Source organism: Fusicatenibacter faecihominis (genome assembly GCF_020686945.1).
Lineage (GTDB): Bacteria > Bacillota > Clostridia > Lachnospirales > Lachnospiraceae > Limivivens > Limivivens faecihominis.
The window spans coordinates 131,551-149,738 of sequence record NZ_JAJEPR010000002.1 but is presented as its reverse complement, the minus strand read 5'-3'; the positions used below and the strand labels follow the sequence as shown (position 1 = coordinate 149,738).

The 18,188-nt window shown below is 52.1% G+C and carries 21 protein-coding genes; 4 read left to right on the top strand and 17 right to left on the bottom strand.

Annotated elements, in window-relative coordinates; translation table 11 throughout:
• Positions 1-25: 25 nt before the first annotated feature.
• The 12 genes from zapA to spoIVA form a co-directional block, all read right to left on the bottom strand.
• Complete coding sequence (gene zapA, locus LKD71_RS01845) at positions 26-436, bottom strand: cell division protein ZapA (RefSeq protein ID WP_178046289.1); 411 nt, start codon at positions 434-436, stop codon at positions 26-28.
• Between the two features lie 89 nt (positions 437-525).
• Entirely contained in the window at positions 526-1,518 is a 993-nt protein-coding gene (ruvB, locus tag LKD71_RS01840; RefSeq protein ID WP_178046290.1) for a Holliday junction branch migration DNA helicase RuvB, read from the bottom strand.
• Between the two features lie 164 nt (positions 1,519-1,682).
• Positions 1,683-2,294: a Holliday junction branch migration protein RuvA gene (gene ruvA, locus LKD71_RS01835; protein WP_178046291.1), complete on the bottom strand. Its 612-nt coding sequence runs from the start codon at positions 2,292-2,294 to the stop codon at positions 1,683-1,685.
• Positions 2,291-2,791 (bottom strand): Gx transporter family protein, encoded by a 501-nt coding sequence (locus LKD71_RS01830; protein WP_227614126.1) that lies wholly within the window; start codon positions 2,789-2,791, stop codon positions 2,291-2,293. Before LKD71_RS01830 ends, ruvA begins: the two co-directional genes overlap by 4 nt.
• 9 nt (positions 2,792-2,800) lie before the next feature.
• Entirely contained in the window at positions 2,801-3,172 is a 372-nt protein-coding gene (locus LKD71_RS01825) for a NusG domain II-containing protein (RefSeq protein WP_178045326.1), read from the bottom strand.
• Positions 3,173-3,212: 40 nt separating this feature from the next.
• Positions 3,213-3,794, bottom strand: coding sequence for a histidine phosphatase family protein (locus LKD71_RS01820; protein WP_227614125.1), 582 nt, complete (start codon positions 3,792-3,794; stop codon positions 3,213-3,215).
• Positions 3,791-4,189, bottom strand: a complete 399-nt coding sequence (locus LKD71_RS01815; protein ID WP_178045328.1) for a bifunctional adenosylcobinamide kinase/adenosylcobinamide-phosphate guanylyltransferase — start codon at positions 4,187-4,189, stop codon at positions 3,791-3,793. Before LKD71_RS01815 ends, LKD71_RS01820 begins: the two co-directional genes overlap by 4 nt.
• A gap of 4 nt (positions 4,190-4,193) precedes the next feature.
• Positions 4,194-4,955: an adenosylcobinamide-GDP ribazoletransferase gene (locus LKD71_RS01810; protein ID WP_178045329.1), complete on the bottom strand. Its 762-nt coding sequence runs from the start codon at positions 4,953-4,955 to the stop codon at positions 4,194-4,196.
• Positions 4,952-5,479: a bifunctional adenosylcobinamide kinase/adenosylcobinamide-phosphate guanylyltransferase gene (locus LKD71_RS01805; RefSeq protein ID WP_227614124.1), complete on the bottom strand. Its 528-nt coding sequence runs from the start codon at positions 5,477-5,479 to the stop codon at positions 4,952-4,954. The genes LKD71_RS01810 and LKD71_RS01805 overlap by 4 nt, the downstream gene beginning before the upstream one ends.
• Complete coding sequence (gene cobT, locus LKD71_RS01800; protein WP_227614123.1) at positions 5,480-6,529, bottom strand: nicotinate-nucleotide--dimethylbenzimidazole phosphoribosyltransferase; 1,050 nt, start codon at positions 6,527-6,529, stop codon at positions 5,480-5,482. It lies immediately after the preceding gene.
• Positions 6,530-6,680: 151 nt separating this feature from the next.
• Positions 6,681-8,066 (bottom strand): VgrG-related protein, encoded by a 1,386-nt coding sequence (locus LKD71_RS01795; RefSeq protein WP_227614122.1) that lies wholly within the window; start codon positions 8,064-8,066, stop codon positions 6,681-6,683.
• Between the two features lie 208 nt (positions 8,067-8,274).
• Positions 8,275-9,747: a stage IV sporulation protein A gene (spoIVA, locus tag LKD71_RS01790; RefSeq protein ID WP_227614121.1), complete on the bottom strand. Its 1,473-nt coding sequence runs from the start codon at positions 9,745-9,747 to the stop codon at positions 8,275-8,277.
• 136 nt (positions 9,748-9,883) lie between these two features.
• Between spoIVA and LKD71_RS01785 the strand changes: the two genes are divergently transcribed.
• Both LKD71_RS01785 and LKD71_RS01780 read left to right on the top strand, forming a co-directional pair.
• Positions 9,884-11,581 (top strand): S8 family peptidase, encoded by a 1,698-nt coding sequence (locus tag LKD71_RS01785; RefSeq protein ID WP_227614120.1) that lies wholly within the window; start codon positions 9,884-9,886, stop codon positions 11,579-11,581.
• 58 nt (positions 11,582-11,639) lie between these two features.
• A complete protein-coding gene (locus LKD71_RS01780) occupies positions 11,640-11,912 on the top strand; it encodes a hypothetical protein (protein ID WP_227614119.1) in 273 nt (90 codons plus the stop codon).
• A gap of 23 nt (positions 11,913-11,935) precedes the next feature.
• Here LKD71_RS01780 and LKD71_RS01775 read toward each other — a convergent pair whose 3' ends face one another.
• The gene (locus tag LKD71_RS01775; RefSeq protein ID WP_227614118.1) at positions 11,936-12,079 is read right to left on the bottom strand and encodes a hypothetical protein; all 144 of its coding nucleotides are present in this window, start codon (positions 12,077-12,079) and stop codon (positions 11,936-11,938) included.
• A 118-nt stretch (positions 12,080-12,197) separates the two neighbouring features.
• On the opposite strand from LKD71_RS01775, the gene LKD71_RS01770 reads away from it, so the two are divergent.
• Both LKD71_RS01770 and LKD71_RS01765 read left to right on the top strand, forming a co-directional pair.
• The gene (locus LKD71_RS01770; protein WP_227614117.1) at positions 12,198-12,662 is read left to right on the top strand and encodes a hypothetical protein; all 465 of its coding nucleotides are present in this window, start codon (positions 12,198-12,200) and stop codon (positions 12,660-12,662) included.
• Positions 12,640-12,924 carry a hypothetical protein gene (locus tag LKD71_RS01765; protein ID WP_227614116.1) on the top strand — a complete coding sequence of 95 codons (285 nt, stop codon included), beginning with the start codon at positions 12,640-12,642 and terminating at the stop codon, positions 12,922-12,924. Before LKD71_RS01770 ends, LKD71_RS01765 begins: the two co-directional genes overlap by 23 nt.
• On the opposite strand, the gene LKD71_RS01760 is transcribed toward LKD71_RS01765, so the two are convergent.
• The 4 genes from LKD71_RS01760 to pgsA form a co-directional block, all read right to left on the bottom strand.
• Positions 12,921-13,715 (bottom strand): glycyl-radical enzyme activating protein, encoded by a 795-nt coding sequence (locus LKD71_RS01760; protein WP_178046882.1) that lies wholly within the window; start codon positions 13,713-13,715, stop codon positions 12,921-12,923. The genes LKD71_RS01765 and LKD71_RS01760 overlap by 4 nt on opposite strands.
• 11 nt (positions 13,716-13,726) lie before the next feature.
• Entirely contained in the window at positions 13,727-16,252 is a 2,526-nt protein-coding gene (locus LKD71_RS01755) for a glycyl radical protein (RefSeq protein WP_227614115.1), read from the bottom strand.
• A gap of 80 nt (positions 16,253-16,332) precedes the next feature.
• Positions 16,333-17,586, bottom strand: a complete 1,254-nt coding sequence (locus LKD71_RS01750; RefSeq protein WP_227614114.1) for a competence/damage-inducible protein A — start codon at positions 17,584-17,586, stop codon at positions 16,333-16,335.
• A 64-nt stretch (positions 17,587-17,650) separates the two neighbouring features.
• Positions 17,651-18,187, bottom strand: coding sequence for a CDP-diacylglycerol--glycerol-3-phosphate 3-phosphatidyltransferase (gene pgsA, locus LKD71_RS01745; RefSeq protein WP_227614166.1), 537 nt, complete (start codon positions 18,185-18,187; stop codon positions 17,651-17,653).
• Position 18,188: the final 1 nt, after the last annotated feature.

Genomic DNA, 18,188 nt, shown 5'->3' with positions numbered 1-18,188 from the left:
TATGCGCATGCAACAGCCTCTGCATTTATTTCCTGTTCCGTTCGTCCCTTTCCGTCTGCAGGCGGACAACCTCTTTCTGAAGCTCCGTGTTTTCCTTGCGCGACGCCTCCAGGTCTTTTTCCTGGTTTTCGAGCTGGATCTGGGCATTGATCAGCTCATGCTTGAGATCGTAGAGTTCCTTGTCCTTCTCGGAAAGCTCCTCCTCCACCATCTCGACCTGCTTCTTCGCCTTGAAATAATCATCGGCGATGTTCAGCTCCAGAAGAATGCTCTTATTCTCCTTGGTCTGGTGATTGTAGCCGTCCAGCTTCTTAAACTCCGCGATCTTATTGTTAATATATGTAGCAACCTTCTGCAGGTATTCCTCACTCTCGTACCCGCTCAAGGTAAAAATCTTGCCTGCAATCAGGACCTCCGTTTTATTTTTGGATGACATAAGCCCTTTTTCTTCCTTTCTTGGGTTGATTCTCTCCTACTATTATAAACAAATTCCCTGAGATTACAACATTTTTCGAAAAAAAGATTTTATGCTTCGATACCAAGATGGTGAAAAGCCAGCTCTGTGGCCATCCGCCCCCGCGGGGTCCGGTTCAGAAATCCGTTCTGAATCAGGTAGGGTTCGTAGACATCCTCGATGGTTCCCGAGTCCTCTCCGATGGCCGCCGCCAGGGTATCAAGACCCACGGGGCCGCCGTTGAATTTCTCGATCAGCGTTAGAAGAAGCCGCCGGTCCACCTGATCCAGACCGCAGGTATCTACCTCCAGAAGATCCAGCGCGAAAGAAGCCACTTTCTGATCGATCTTTCCCTCGTACTTGACCTGGGCAAAATCCCGGACCCTTTTTAACAGCCGATTGGCCAGACGGGGCGTTCCTCTGGACCGTTTCGCCAGCTCCAGGGCTCCGGCCTCGTCGATCTCCACATCCAGAAGAGAGGCGGAACGAAGGATGATCGTCTTCAGTTCCTCCACCGTGTAAAATTCCAGATGATGAATCACGCCGAAACGATCTCTTAAGGGAGCCGTCAGAAGACCGGCTCTCGTCGTGGCTCCCACCAGTGTAAATTTCGGAAGATCCAGGCGGATAGAACGGGCCGAGGAACCTTTTCCGATCATGATATCGATGGCAAAATCCTCCATCGCCGGGTAGAGAACCTCCTCCACCTGGCGGTTCAGCCGATGAATCTCATCCACAAAGAGAATATCTCCCTCCTGAAGGTTATTCAGAATCGCCGCCATCTCCCCGGGCTTTTCGATCGCCGGGCCGGAAGTGACCTTCATGTGAACGCCCATCTCGTTAGCGATGATTCCGGCCAGGGTCGTCTTTCCAAGACCCGGAGGGCCATAGAAAAGCACATGATCCAGAGAGTCCCCCCTCTGTTTTGCCGCCTCGATATAGATCTTGAGATTTCCCTTGGCTTTCTCCTGACCCACATAATCACTCAAAAGTTTCGGCCGGAGAGAGCCCTCGTTTTTCTGATCTTCTTCTGTAATATCCGTCGTAATAATTCGTTTCGCCATATGCTTCCTCTATCTATACCATATTTCGTGACAATTCAGAGCACATCTCGATTCCGCTTCGCTTCATCTCGATGTGGCTTCTCGCCAAATAGATTTCCAGTTAAAAGTGCTCGTTCATGCAAGCATGACTCACACTTTCAACCGAAAATCTACTTTGCTCTGAATTAGAACATGTTTTTGAGCGCCGCTTTCAGAATCTCTTCCGTATCCATCTCATCGGAGACAGCTGCCTTCTTCACGGCCCGGAGAGCGTCCGCGTTGGAGTAACCGAGAGCTGTCAGAGCCTCCACTGCCTCCGTTTTGGCATCGTTCATGATGCCGGAACCGGCCGGAACGCTGCCTGCATTCTCCAGCCGTTTGTCAAAGGCTTCCTCCAGGCTGAACTTATCCTTGAGCTCCAGAATCAGCTTCTGGGCCGTCTTCTTGCCGATGCCCGGCGCTTTGGTGATGGTCTTCTCATCCCCGGAGAGAACCGCAAAGCGGATATCGTCGGCGCTCAGGGCCGACAAAATCCCCATAGCCGCTTTGGGACCAATGCCATTGACAGCAAGGAGCAGCTTATAGACCTCAAGGTCGTCGGGCCGCAGGAAGCCATAAAGCTGCATGGCGTCCTCCTTCACCATAAAATAGGTGTGAAACCGGACCTCTTCCCCGTTTGGAGGCAGGGCTGAGAGATCCCTTCCCGTCAGAAAGACCCGAAGGCCGAAACCGTTGACATCCAGAACGGCATAGGTATCCATAGCCTGCACCAGTTCTCCTCTTACATATGAAATCATGCGCTGTATCCTCTCTTCCTGATCCTTTTCAGGATCTCCCCATCCAGAATGCCAATGACGGCTCCTGTCAGGACTCCGGCTCCCAGAAGAACCGGAAAATAATAAAAAAGGCTTAAATTCTGTACCGCCAGGGAAGCCACCAGAAGCTGGCCGAAATTGTGGGCCACGCCTCCCGCCATACTGATTCCCAGAGTTTCAAAGCTCCCCTTTTTATATAGAAGGTTCATAAGCAGAAGGCTCAAAAGCCCTCCCCCCAGACTGTAAAAAATACTGGAAAGATTTCCAAAAAGGAAGCCGGAAAGCAGAATCCGAACCACAGACACCAGGAAAGCCTCCCGAAAGCCGAAGAGTTCCAGCACCGCCAGAACCACCGCATTGGCAAGCCCTAAGCGAATGCCCGGAACGGGCACCGGCAGCGGCACCAGAGACTCCACATAGGAGGCAATCAGAGCCAGCGAAGCCAGAACCCCATAGAAAGCCGGAGATTTTTTGTTCATCTCTTCTCCTTATCCAGCAATGCTGTCCACATTTGAGGCAGCTCCGCTTATCACCCGCACCGTCACCCGGTTGGGAAGACAGGCGATGGTTTCCCCCGTATGGGAGATCTTCCCCTGGTGGATGCAGAGCTTGTCCGGACAATCCGCCCATTTCATAAAGGCTTCTCCGCCGCTGATGGCAAGAATATTCCCCTCCCCAATCGGGATCTCCTGATCCTCGCTTAAGGGATAGGTTCCAAATTCTTCATCTTTCACCAGCACCTGAATAGCCGCTCCCTTTTCCCGGAACACATGCTGACCCAGAAAAAGAACGGCCGCCGCGAGAAACAGCACCGCTCCCAGAAAAAGATCGTTTCTTTTCTTATCGTTATTCTTTATCATAGCACAGGCATTTTTCAAAATCAACCATATGTTCGTTTTTTCACAAAGATTCCAGAACCGTGAGTTCTCTTTTCTCTGGAAAATTCTCCGGAACCTCTAATAAAAAGCCCCGGCCGTTTTTCACCTGCCAGTCATAGAAAGGTTTTTCCGGCACTGCAAAGGCTGAAAGAACGCTCATCAGCGTCCCGCCGTGGGCCACCACAGCGACAGTCTCTCTTTTTTTCGTCAGGGCCTCTTTCATGATCTTCAAAAAGCCCTCCCGGCAGCGTTCCTGAAAAGCCTCCCGGCTCTCTCCTCCCGGAAAAGGCAGGGTTCCTCCGCTGTCCACCCAGGCCTGATAGTCCGGATTTCCATTGAGCTCCAGATAGTTCTTATTCTCGAAATCCCCGAAATCACATTCCCGGAGCAGCGGCTCCTCCCGCTGGGTAAGCGTCGGATAGATAAGACTCGCCGTCTCCCGGCAGCGCTTCATCGGGCTTACATAGACAAGCTCCGCCGCCGGATAGTTTTTCCCCTCCAGCAGACGGATGCCCTCCTCGCAGAGTGGCTCGTCGGTGGTTCCGATATAGCGCCCCTTTAAATTTCCCGCCGTCTTTGAATGACGGATCAGAACAACTCTCATACCTTCTCTCCTTTGATACAGACCGGGATTCCTGCAACGACCCGGTAAACCTCCTCCGCCTGCTCCACAGCCTTACAGAGGATTCGCCCGACCTTCTCCCGGTACAGACGGTCAAAAGCATCTATGGGAACAATGCCATAGCCAAGTTCCGTGGACACAATGACAAGGTCAGGATTTTTCCGGAAAAGCTCCTGCACAAAAGCATCCAGAGCCCCCTCACGCTCTTCTTTCAAAGCCCGGCGGATATAGCTGTGAAAATGGTTCACGGCCTTTCCGGTTAAAAGTTCTTCTTTCGTGCAGGTCTCTCCGTCAAGGAAATCGGTTTCACAGAGTCCCGTTTTCTCCATGGCCGCCTTCTTTTTTCCCTGAAAAGCGCCTCCGACAAATACTTTCATCTTTTCACCCCTTTATAAGGAACACCGCCACGACCGTAAGGGCCATAGCAAGCTCGGACACTGTCAGGAAAAAGCCTGCCAGATCCCCGGTGATTCCCCCAAATTTATTTTTTGACATCCGATAATAATAGAAAAATACCAGTCCTGCTGCGATATCCATGGGCACGCCGTAGACCGGATTCAGATAAATCGCCAGCACGCCGAAAACCAGGATAAAACCAATCATGGTAATGGCCACAGTCCGCTTCACTGCCATCTCAGAAAAGGTGGCGGCAAGACCCGTATTCTTGGCCTTCGGAAAAATCACGACGGCCAGGCCGGAAAGAGCTCTCGACAGCACAAAGGAGAGGGCAAGCACCGGCATCATTTCAAGGCGCACCTCGGACCAGGTTCCCAGAGCCAGAATAAACCAGGCGCCGCCCACGATGATCGCGAAGGCTCCTGTGTGGGAATCCTTGAGAATCTCCAGTTTTTCCTCCATACTCTTATAGGAACTCAAAGCGTCCGCCGTATCCAGAAGACCATCCAGATGAATGCCTCCCGTGATAATAATAGGGATCAAAACCGCCACAGCGGCCCGGAAAAGGCTTCCGGTGCTGTCCCCGGTAAGATAGATCCAAAGATAAAGCAGGCCCCCGATGACCGCGCCGATAACCGGAAAAAAGCACATGGCATAGCGCATGCTCTCCTTCGTCCAGTCCGTACGGGGCATGGGGATCTTGGAATACATGGAAAATGCGATAAAAAAGCTGCGAATCAGATTCATAACCGATACTCTCCTTTTCTCACAAGCGGAAGCCCGTAGACCACCTCATAAAAACCATCCGCTTCCTCCGCCATGCGACAGTTCACCGCGCCGAGGTAAGCCTGATATTTCTTTGTCTCCGGGTCATATTCTAGTCCGTCTGAAAAAATCTCATTCGTCACCACCACCAGATGACGGGCTTTTTTCCGGAGGTGGTGGAGGCCTTCCACCACAGCCTCCACTGTTCCCTCTTTCGCGCCGCTCTCGTCAAACATCTCGTTGGCCACAAGGTTTGACATACACTCGAGAAGCAGGATGGAATCCTCCGGAACTTCAAGTCCGCAAAGATCCGTGTACCGCTCCAGCGTCTCAAAATGCTTGTCCGCCCGCATGGCCCGGTGGCGGCTGATCCGTTTCTTTCCTTCCTCATCAAAGCACATCATGGTGGCAATGTAGATCCGGCGTCCTTCCCCGAGAGACGCCGTCAGTTTCTCGGCAAAAGCGGACTTTCCGCTGCCGCTTCCTCCGGTGACAACAAAAAACATTTACGCCAGAGGCTTGTACTCTTCCACCTGAATATCCTGGAAGGTACTCATTCCGTTGTATACGCCGCAGGCCAGGTCCAGAATGGGGAAAAGGACCACAGCACCAGTGCCTTCGCCCAGGCACATATCGCAGTGCAGTGGAGCAGAAAGGCCCAGAGCCTCCAGAATCAGATGAGCCGCAGGCTCTTTGGAAACGTGGGAAGCCAGCATGTATTCTTTTACCAGGGGGCAGATTCTGGCTGCTGCCAGGGCTGCCACTGCGGAAATAAAGCCATCGATCACGATGGGCACGCCATAGACAGCTCCGCCGATGAAGAGGCCTGCCATACCTGCTATATCAAAACCGCCCACCTTTGAGAGAACGTCCACGCCGTCCGTCGGGTCCGGCTGATTGATCTCGATCGCTTTTTTGATAGCGTTGATCTTCCGTGTCATTCCCTCGGAGGAAAGGCCGGCGCCCCGGCCGGTCATTTTTTCCACCTCTTCGTTCAGGAGAACGGAGGCCACAGCGCTGCTGGTAGTCGTGTTTCCGATACCCATCTCGCCGGTGGCAATCAGGGAATAGCCTTTATTTTTCAGTTCTTCCACCATGGAAATACCGGTCTCCAGAGCCTGCTGGGCCTCCTCGCGGGTCATAGCCGGGCCTTTGGTCATGTTCTTCGTGCCCCAAGCGATCTTCCGGTCGATGACGTGAGTCTCTGCCGCCACGCCGATATCCACGGGAAAAATATCCGCCCCGGCCATGGAACAGAGGATGCTGGCCGTGGCCTTTTTGTTCAGGAAATTGTCTGTCACAATCGCGGTCACTTCCTGACCGGTCTGGGTCACACCTTCCTCCACAACGCCGTTATCCGCACACATGGTCACGAGGGCTTTTTTCTCCAGATGAATATCGGCGCTTCCTGTAATACCGGCGATTTTCACCAGATTGTCCTCCAGCTTTCCAAGACTGTGAAGCGGTTTGGCGATGCTGTCCCAGCGGCGCTTGCAGAGTTCCATCGCCTGCTGATCCGGTTCTTTTATGGCTTTTTTTGCTTCTTCTAATGTCATGTAAGTTCCTCTTTTCTTCTATGTAATCTTTTAAAAATCTGTTATGATTTCGGTCTTCCGTCAGACCTTCCACATCATACCATAAAAGCCGCCCGGATAGCAAGACTCGGGCGAAAAAAAGCCTTCCGGAAGAAACCGGAAGGCTCTTTGTTTATGCTGCTTTTCTCAAAAGGCTCAGCGCCTGTGCATACTCGGAACGGTAGCGGCTGACGTAAGCCGGATACTGTTTCATACGGTAGTAATATAGGAGTCGAAGAAATTCACTGTCGCTGGTGGAATTGCTGATCTTGGCTGCAACGACTGCATTGGCCGCTGAGAGCTGTCCATGCTGGATGGAATAGCTGTACACAGCTCCTTTGACCACATCCGGTCTTTTGCTCATATCAATGCCGTATTTGGAAAGATAACGCTCGGTGATATCATAATATTCCTGCTTCGCGTACTGATCCTGATAGTTGGCAAATTTTACTTTGTTTCTGCTGAAGATCGTATTCCATGCGCGGTAGAAAGCGGTATTGCCCTGGAGCTTGCTCTTCTGGAGAAGGGAAAGACTTGCATAAATCTTAAACTCCCTAAAGAATACCGGATCCTTCTGGTAACAGTACTTTACAAAGGGAAGCAGAGAATACCGGTAATCAAACTGATATTTTCCGCAGGCGTTTCCGTGATCTCCGCCGGTCTGATTATAGCCCTGATAGAAATCATCGCTTCTGCCGGACTCATAGATCGTAAAGAACAGAAACTCATCGGAGAGCCCGTCCTTATTTGTATTGCTACTGTCATCCGCGTCATTGCTTCCGCTGTTGGCATCCGTAATCGTACATTTACCATCGGCACTAAAAGAATAATGTTTGCCGTTGGCATCAAAATCATCGGTGATCATGACACCCTTTTCATCGAAGAAATACTGGCTTCCGTCGATGGTCACAAGACCGGTATCCATAGCTCCATTGGCTCTGGAAGAATCGCTGGTGTTGAAATGATACCGCTTGCCGTTGATCGTCAGCCAGCCGGTGGCTTTGTAGCAGATCTTCGCCCGGAAATAATATGTAGTGCCGTCAATCACATGGAAGCCGCTGACAGCTGCTCCGTCATCGCCAAAATAATAATCCTTATTTTTAATGGTCTGCCAGCCCTTCGTCAGGGTTCCATCTGTTAAGATCGTATTGGTATGCTGAAAATAGTAAAGCTTTCCGTCCAGTCTCCAGAGTCCGCTGCGGATCATATATCCGCCCGCTTTGCGGAAGTATCGCGGCTTTCCGTTCAAAGTTACCCAGCCAGTCACCATCGCTCCGGTCTGCTTGTCCGTGTAGTACCAGTTATGCTTATAGGCAACCAGGCCTCTGGCTTTTTCACCGTTGGCACGATAGCAATACCATTTTCCTCCTTCTCTGACCCAGCCCAGTTTCCTGCGCGTCTGCGTGGTCGCCGTCACTGTGGATACGCTCTTGCTTTTCGCAGCGCTGGCCGTCTGTGGCGTAAAGCACACCGCAGCTGCCATGAAACCGGCCGCAATCATAAGGAATTTTGTTTTCATACTAGTCCCCCTAATAGTTCTTTTCAAAAAAGTATTACAAATCTGTTAACTAGTTGTAGCCATTATACGTCATATCTTAGGATTTGTCAAATTTTTCTTAGGAATTTCTTTCGACGGGGTTCTCCGTACGGGAAGAAAATGCCTCTTTTTCCATGCAAAAAAGCCAGAACCGGCAACTTTTCCCCACTCAGTTCTGGCTTCAGATTTTTTAGATAATAATACAGATCAGTCTTCCCTTGGACTCGTTGACGATGCGTCTCATCGTGTCCTGGAGCTTCTTCTGGCTTTCTTCACCAATAACGGCAAGGCGGGTGCGGATACCGTCCCCCACAAGCTGTTCCACGGATTTTCCGAAGATGTTCGTGTTCCAGATGCCTTCCTCACTTTTGGAATTTTCCCGAATATAGGCGATGAGATCTTCCGCCTGGGCCTCGCTTCCCACGATGGGAGCGATCTCCGTCTCGATATCTGCCCGGATGAGATGAATCGAGGGACTCATGGCCCGGATTTTCACGCCGTATTTGCTTCCCTGATGGATCACCGTGGGCTCGTCGAGAGTGATCTCTGACTGTTCCGGCAGAATCACGCCATAACCGGTACTCTCCACAGACTGAATCGCCGCCTCCACCTTCTCGTAGGCCTTCTTTTTCTCCGCCAGCTCCCGGATCATGGAAATCAGCTGATACTCTCCCTTAAGCTCCACGCCGGCAAGGCCGCTCAGCATGGCGTAATAGTATGTATCATCGACCTCCATACGAATCTTCACAGCTCCCCGAGCAAGAATCACGCCTTCCATGCGGATTCCGCTGATGCAGGGCGCTTCCGTTTTAAAAAGGCTCTCCTCCTTCAGATCCCGGATATGGGTTACTTTGGAGAGAATCTCTCCGGCTTTCTCCAGCAGAGCCTTTTTCACGGGATGCTCCGCCTCCAGAGTCTCTGTCCATTTCGGAATGTAAAACTCCACCCGTACCAGCGGAAATTCATAGAGAATCTTCTTTAAGATCCGCTGAACGTCCTCCACACTCAGCCGTTCCAGGTTGACGGCCATGGCAGCCATTCCGTACTCCTTCTCAAAAAGCTCCACTGTATCCATAGCGGTTTTTCCATAAGGATCTGCGCTGTTGATAAGAGCGATGCAGGGCTTCCCGGTCTTCTGAAGCTCTTCCGCCGTCCGTTTTTCCGCCTCAGGGAAACTCTCCCGCCCCAGTTCCCCAAAAGAACCGTCGGAGGTGATAAGAATCCCGGCCGTGGCGTGATCCCGGATAACCTTCTCGGTCCCCATGGAGGCCGCCTTTTCAAAGGGCATCTCTTCTTCCGCCCAGGGCGTTTTTACCATGCGGGGCTTTTCCTTCTCCGTGATGCCGTCGGCTCCGGTCACAGGAAAGCCCACGCAATCCACCAGCCGGACCTTCAGCTCTGTCTGATCGGGAAGCCTTAAAAGAGCCGCCTCCTTGGGCACAAATTTGGGTTCCACTGTCGTGATTGTCTTTCCTTTGCCGCTGGTGGGCAGTTCGTCTGTGGCAATCTTTTTCTCATTGTCTTTCAGGTTCGGCAGCACCAGAAGCTCCATAAAGTGCCGGACAAAGGTAGACTTTCCGGTACGGACAGGTCCTACCACTCCCAGGAAGATCTCCCCGCCGGTCCGGGCTTTGATGTCTTTATAGAGATGAAATTCTTCCATAAAAATCCCCCCTCGCTATACTGGTAAAGTATATTGCGAAGGGGGCATATTTAGCACCGATAAATTTTAACTTTGACCTTTTGCCATTTTTTCTCCTCCATTTTCATAGGTTTAAAGAAAACGAAAGGGATTTTTTATGCCTGAAATTTCTGTCTCTGAAAAGATCCTTTCGGAAGATTACGCGGATCTCATTCTTCCCGTAACCCTGAGCGGTTCCTACTTTCTCAATGCCTACAGGCAGATGGGAGGCGAACTTCTGGGCGGCAATTACGGAGTGATCCACGTTCCCCTTTCCAGCCTTCCCCGGGACCTGCTGGCCTATGTCGGTTACTACAACATTCCCAAGCTCTACACGCTGCTGGATGAGAGCAGCCTCGAGGCCTCCGGAATCCTCAAAGTCCGCTCCCAGCCCCTTCTCGGTTATACCGGAAAAGACATTATCCTCGGCTTTATCGATACGGGTATCGACTATACCCAGCCGATTTTCCGCCGGTCTGACGGCCGTAGCCGGATCGTCGGTCTCTGGGATCAGACGGACCAGACCGGTACCCCGCCGGAAAATTTAAGTTACGGCTCCGCCTACACCGAGGAGGACTTAAACCGCGCGCTTACCGCAGAAGATCCCCTCTCCGTCGTCCCTTCCGCCGACGAAAACGGCCATGGAACCATTCTCGCGAGCATCGCCTCTGGAAGCGCAGATGTGATCCCGGATTTCTCCGGCGCGGCTCCGAACGCGGATATCGCCGTGGTAAAACTCAAGCCCGCGAAAAAATTTCTCCGGGACTTTCTCCTGATCCGTGAGGATGCCGTCGCCTTCCAGGAAACGGATCTCATGGCCGGCATCCAGTATTTCCTCGGCCTCGCCGACCGGCTGAAAAAGCCCCTGATTCTCTGTATCGGCCTTGGTACCAATCAGGGCTCCCACACCGGCGCTTCCCCTCTCACAAAGGTTTTGAGCGCCTCCGAAGCCATCGATGGTTTCTACAGCGTCATCGCCGCCGGAAATGAGGCGGGACGGAGCCATCACTACGCCGGAACCCTCTCGGGGCCCGGCTCCGTCCAGGCTGTGGAAATCCTCGTGGATAAAGAGGAACGGGGCTTTGTCGTGGAACTCTGGGCCTCGTCACCGGAACTCTACGCCATCTCCATGACCTCTCCATTGGGCGAAACCATCCCCACGATTCCCGCCCGGCTCTCGCAGAATATCACACTTAATTTCACGCTGGAACGGACCCGGGTGGATATCTCCTACGAGATCGTGGAGTCCGCCTCGGGAGATCAGCTGATTTTCATCCGTTTCACCGATCCCACGCCCGGTCTCTGGACGCTCCGGGTGGAAAATCACTTCTATATCAATGGGGACTTTCAGCTCTGGCTTCCGATCACCGGTTTCATCTCCCCCCAGACGGTTTTTCTGGCTCCCGATCCGGACACTACGATTACAGACCCCTCTACCACGCTTCTGCCGATCTCCGTCAGCGCCTACGATGCCGAAAACGGCAGCCTTTACATTCATTCCAGCCGGGGCTATACCCGCTCCGGCGAGATCAAACCGGAGCTCGCCGCCCCCGGCGTAGGGATCTCCGCCGTCGCCAAAAACGGCAGCCTCACCTCCGTCACCGGTACCAGCGCAGCGGCAGCCCTCACGGCCGGGGCAGCCGCTCTCCTGGTCGACTGGCGGCTAGAGGGAAATCCCAGACACCTCATGACCTCCTCGGAACTCAAAAATTTCCTGATCCGCGGCGCCGGCCGTTCCCGGGATCTCACCTACCCCAACCGTTCCTGGGGGTACGGCACCTTAAATGTCTACGGAGTTTTTGAATCTCTTCTGTAACCAAAAACGGGATGTCACATACTATAAAGTGTACTCAAAAAAACGGAGGATCTGGCACATGAGTGATCTCGCTGCTACGAACTGCGGATGTAACTGTGGATGTGACAACAACAATGGCTGTGGACTGGGATTTAACGGAGGAGGCTGCAACTGCATTCTCTGGATCCTGATTCTTTCCTGCCTCTGCGGTAACGGCAATGGTTTCTTCGGAAATAACGGCTGTGGCTGCGGCGGAGACAGCTGCTGGCTCCTGATTCTGATCCTCATCTGCTGCGGCGGATGTGGAAACGGCAACGGATGCAGCTGCAACAACAATGGCTGCGGCTGCTAAATTTTCAAAGAAAGAAAGCCCCTTCACCGGGGCTTTTCTTTTGGTTCTTTTTCTTCTTTCGGCGGTGTTGGGGGCTCCTCCTCCGCCTCTTCCGGAAATTTGAGTCCTTTTCTCCGCATGCATTCTTCATCTATCTCATAAAAGGCATTTCCTTTCAGGACAAGCATTCCTTCTGACCTCCCGTTTTCTGTTATACTTTCAGTTTATGCCTCCGGGACAGATCGGGTCATAGTTTTCCGCTTTTTCGCATAGAATAACCCAGAAGAAAACCGACGAGGAAACGCTGTGGAAAAGGAAAAAGAGCTTTGCATGACACCGGTGGACCTTGCCGCCGGAGGGGAGGAACTGCAGCTGTTAAAAGCCCTGGTTCCCTACCTGGCCCTGGGGCTTCAAAAGCCTTTCGTGCTCCTGATCAAATGCATGGAAATCCGGAATCTGACGGCTTTCTTCAGCCGACCCGCGGAACTCACGGCTCAGAATGCCCGGGCGAATCCCAGCCTTTTTGAGATTCTTCCGGAGATCTCGCCCTATCTCCCCAGTCAGCAGAGGGAACAGTTTTCCCAGATCCTGCCTCTCCTGGAGATGATGCAGCTTTTTTCCTCCATGAACCAGGAGGGAGAGGCTTCGGCTCCTGCGGATCTCTTTTCCTCCCTGCTCTCCCCGGAACAGCAGGCCATATTTTCCATGTTCTCCCAGTCGGAAGCTGAAAAAGGAGGCCCAACGCCAGATGGACAAAAACTGGACCCGTAACCCATCCCTCCAGAGCATCGACCCGGCCAAAATTGAAATGCTCTTAAAGCTCACCGAGCAGGGAAAAGGGAAATCCCAGAAGGATCTCCTTCCTTTCCTTATGACCATCGCCGGTCAGTCAAAGAAAAACGGAATGTCCTTCTCTCCCCAGGAGACGGATGCCATCATCGAAGTCCTGAAAACAGGAAAGTCCCCTGCAGAAGTTCAGAAAATCGAACAACTCAGGGGACTTATGACTACGTTTCTTTCTCAAAAGCATTAACCGCCGATTTTTACCCGGATACCGGCAGACTCGGCCACTTCCTTAAGCATCTCCATATGCTCGTTGGAGGGCGGCACCAGATGAGCCAGTGTATACTCTCGGCCGATACCTGCATATTTGTCCTGACCCAGACGGTGGTAGGGAAGAAGATTCATCTCCTCCACACCCTTTAAGGATCTGGCAAACTGGGCGATGGCGTAAATCTCTTCCGGCGTATCGTTGAAAGTCGGAATCACCGGCACACGGACGATAAGCTTCTGGCCTGCATCTGTGATCTTTCTGGCATTTTCCAGAATTCTCTCGTTGGGCTGGCTGGTAAACATCTTGTGCTTCTTGCTGTCCATATGCTTGATGTCCATGAGATAGAGATCCAGCCAGGGGAGAATTTTCTCCTGGATCGTCTCAAACTTTGCAAAACCCGTGGATTCAATGGCCGTATGGAGGCCGTTCTCTTTCGCCGCACGAAGGAGAGCTCCCGCAAAATCCGGCTGCAGGAGACATTCGCCGCCGGAGAGGGTCAATCCCCCTCCGGAACGGCGGTAATAGGCAGAGTCTTTCATGACTTCTTCCATGACCTCTTCCACGGTCACATCACGGCCCACGGTCTTTTCCTTGCCGCCTTGAACCATGATCTGAATATCACGGATCTGAGACTCGGGATTACAGCACCATTTGCAGCGAAGGGGACAACCCTTCAGGAAAACGATGGTGCGGATGCCTGGACCGTCATGAATCGAATATTTCTGGATATCAAAGATCCTTCCCTGGATCTTTCTGTAATCATCACTCATACTTTTCCTCCTCAGAAGCCCTGGGTCGTACGGTTGATGATGTCATCCTGAAGGGAACGGGACAGGGTGGTAAAGAGAGCACTGTAGCCTGCCACCCGGACTACCAGGTTCTTATAATTTTCCGGATGAGCCTGAGCGTCCAGAAGGGTCTCACGGCTCACTACATTAAACTGCATATGCATACCCTTCTGATCGAAAAAGGAACGGATCAGAGCTATGAATTTCTGAAGGCCTTCCATTCCACTAAGGGCTGAAGGGTGAAATTTCTGGTTAAACAGCGTTCCGTTGGAGGCAATGAAATGATCCAGGTGAGAGACAGAGTTTGCTGTGGCTGTCGGGCCATGCACATCTCTTCCTGCCACCGGTCCCACACCGTCGGCGATGGGAGTATTGGCCAGTCTTCCGTCCGGGGTAGCTCCTGTCTGGGCTCCCAGCGGAACATTGGCGGATACGGGATAAAGGCCTGCCTGGAAACGGCCTCCTCTCGGGTTCCGGTACTGCTCAAGCGGCTTTGTGTAGGTATAAGCCACATCTCTCGCAAATTCGTCGATCTCACAGATATCGTTTCCGTATTTCGGAAGCTCGTCGATCATTTTCAGGAGCTCATCGTAGCGCTTCACGGTCTCTTCCGGAAGTTTCAGGTCACGGAAACCTGCTGCCACAGCGGCGGCAATCTCCGGCGTCACCTGTTTTCCCGCGGCAGCGAGCTGATCTACCACTTCTCTTGTCAGGAAGGTGAGCCGCTCTTTACTGAAACCTCTGCCGAAGTTGTCAGCCAGGGCCCGTTTGTACTCTTCCATGGAAACCTTTTTCTGCTCAAATACCAGCGTCTTGATCGCATAGAGAGCATCAGTGGCGTTGGCAATTCCAAAGCCCTGTGGACCGGTAAAATTGTAGACAGCGCCGCCCTCCTGGAGGGATTTTCCTCTGGCGATACAGTCGTCGATCATGGAGGACTGATAGGGCAGCGGACACCGTCTCGCATGAGCCATATCAATGCTGTTATCCGCATTCACCATCAGGCTGATGAAATAATTCATCTGGGTCTTGTATGCGTCGTAAAACTGATCGAAGCCTGTCATCTCTTCCACCGGCATGGTCTTCGGTCCTACCTGCTCTCCAAAGTCCTCACCGCTGGTAAATACCAATTCCAGAGGACGAAGCATATTAAAGAAGGCGGCGTCATGCCAGCCGTCGGTCTTGCCGGGAGCCTGGGGTTCCACGCAGCCGATGATGTTGTAGCCTCTGGCGTCCTTTAAGGAAACGCCGCGGTTCATGATGGCCGGAATGATGACTTCGTCGTTATAGTAAGCCGGAAGGCCAATACCTGTCCGGGTCAGCTTCGCAGCTTTGAGCAGAAGTTCATCCGGGCTTCCGTTCCACACACGGATAGAAAGAGAAGGAGCCGGAAGATGGACATGCATGGCAGCCTCGATACACATGAAGGAAAGGTCATTTGTCACATCTTCGCCTTCCTCGTTCTGACCGCCTACAATCAGGTTCTGGAACAGGGAATAACCAGCAAAGCCCTCAGCGCTGGCCGCGTCACGGACTTTGTTGAGGTCATTTAATTTCACCCAGATGCAGTCCAGAAGCTCCTGGGCATCCTCATGTGTGATCTTGCCCGCATCCAGATCCTTCTTAAAGTAAGGATACATATACTGGTCAAAACGCCCCGGGGAAATAGAGTGGCCGGAAGACTCGGTCTGAAGAAGCATCTGCACAAACCAGAAGGACTGGCAGGCCTCGTAGAAGCTCTCAGCCGGTTTTGCCGGTACCCGGTCACAGTTGGCTGCAATCGCAAGAAGTTCCTGCTTTCTTACGGGATCCTGACAGCCTGCTGCCTCTTCTCTTGCCAGAACTGCATAGCGGCCTGCATAATGAATGGCAGCCTGACAGCTGATGATCACAGCCTTGAGGAAAGCGGAACGCTCCGCATAATCAGCCTCGCCCACGGTATGGGAAGCCAGCTCGGCTTCTGCCTTTCTCATGATTCCTTCGTAACCGATCTCCAGCACTTCCCAGTATTTCACGGTGAAGTGACCGATGCCGTTATAGAAGTAGTTGCCCGGTGTGAAAATGTTATGCTTCATGGCGAGAAGCGTCTCATCTGTCATAAAGGAGGTAGCGAGATCGCTTGTGGTTTTGCCCTTCCAGTATTTGTAGACCTCGTGAAGCTGCTGCTTCGCCTCCTCGGAAATATGGAAAGGATCGGCTGTTCTGGTGGAGAAGGTGTCAAACTCATCCTCCACCCAGCTGAAGGAATACTCTGGAAAAACCTGGCAGCCTCTGGCCACCCTGGAGTTGCTTCCCACGATCAGCTCCCCCGGCCGGATCGTGATCGGAAGCTTCTCGCAGATCGCCTGAAAGGCTTTTGCTCTTCTTAAAATAATCGGTTCGTCTTCTGTCTCTTTATAGCTCTCTGTCAGAATAACCGCACGGTCTGCCTCAATCTCCGGCATATGATCGTAGAGGTCATCAATCAGTTTTTGGATTCTGGGACGTTTCTCCACATCCCCGTCATAATACTTTCCCACAGATAATACCCTCCGTACCTTCTATAAATTATTTTTCCTGCCCGTAACTGTTCAGTACCTTCACAGTGGCTACTGAATAGTTACTCCTGCCCCTTATCAGCTAAAATACATTCTCTTAAAAGGATCAGTGCATTGGCTGTCGCCTGCTCGCGGATCTTCTGGCGCTCACCTTTGAAGTGGAACTCTTTTACCACAGTCTTGTTGTTATAGCAGCAGCCAATATAGACAAGGCCCACCGGCTTCTCCTCGGTTCCGCCTGTCGGTCCTGCGGTTCCAGTGACGGACACGCAGGCATCAGAGCCGGTAATAAAGGCTCCGTTTTTCGCCATCTCCTTGGCGGTCTTCTCACTGACGGCACCGTACTCCTTCAGCGTGGTCTTTTTCACATCCAGAAGTTTTCTCTTAGCCCGGTTGGAATAAGTGACAAGGCCCTGTTTGAAGACCTCGGAAGCTCCCGGTACATCGGTGATCCGTGCTGCGATCATACCGCCGGTGCAGGACTCGGCAGTGGTCAGCGTCAGGGAACGCTCTTTCAAAAAATGAACGATAACCTCCTCCAGACTCTTGTGCTCATCCATCGTATAGATATGGTCGCCGAAACGTTTGACCAGTTCTTTCAGCATGGGCTTTGCCAGCTTGGCTGCTTCTTTCTCGCTGGCCGCTTTGGCTGTCACACGAAGGTCCACCTGACCGATCTTGGCGTAGGTGGCAATCGTGGGATTGGTCTGATTGTCGATGAGGTCGCGGATTTCATTTTCCACAAAGCTCTCACCCAGGCCGCAGATCCGTACCATCGTGGAGTAGATGATCTCCGGCTGCAGTTTATTCAGATAATCGTATACCTTTCCCTCAAACATCGGGATCAGCTCTCCCGGAGGGCCTGGCAAAAGGATGACGGACTTGCCGTTCTTCTCCATGATGATGCCCGGGGCCGTACCGTTCTCATTGTCCAGAACGATGGCTCCTTCGGGAACCAGGGCCTGCTTCCAGTTGTTGTCGGTGATGACCTTGTACTGGCTGTTCTTAAAATACTCCTCGATCCTCTCTCTGGAATGGGGATCCTCCTTGAGGGGTATGCCCATCACCTCAGCTGCGGTCTCCTTTGTCAGATCGTCCTGTGTAGGGCCAAGACCGCCGGAAAGGATCACCACATCAGAACGATTTAAGGCCGTCTCCAGAGATTCCTTCAGGCGCTCCGCATTGTCGCCCACCACGGACTGATGATACATGGAAAGTCCCAGCAGCGCACATTTCTCGGAAAGATACGCCGCGTTGGTATTCACGATGTTTCCCAGCAGAAGCTCTGTTCCTACACAAATCAGTTCAACTACCATTTTTCCTCCAATCTGTACGAAAAGCTTCCGCTCTTCATACGTTCATTCTTCTGTAAAATGATATTTATTTCTGTTCATTGAGAACAGCACGGTTTTTCCAGATATAATCCACCAGGGAGATCACGGTCAGAACCGTTGCGATGTAGACGAAAGCAGTCTCCAGAACATTGAAAATGCCTCCGAAGCTCGCGATCAGAAGAATGATCATGATCATCTGTGAAATGGTCTTTGCCTTTCCCCACCAGCTCGCCGCGATAACGATGCCGTTATCTACTGCCACCAGACGGAAGCCGCTGATGATGAACTCTCTGGCAATGATGATCAGCACCACTACCGTAGAAATCATCCCGTTGCTCAAAAGGCAGATTAGGGCGGAGCAGACCAGAAGCTTGTCCGCCAGGGGATCCATAAATTTACCAAAGTTTGTTACCTGATTATTTTTTCTCGCCAGATATCCGTCCAAGGTATCGGTAAGACTTGCCACGATGAAGATTGCCAGAGCGATGTAATTGTCATATGCCGTGATATTGCAGAGCATAAAAGCGACAAAGAAAGGAATCAGAAGCACTCTGATGATCGTCAGTGTATTGGGAACATTCATT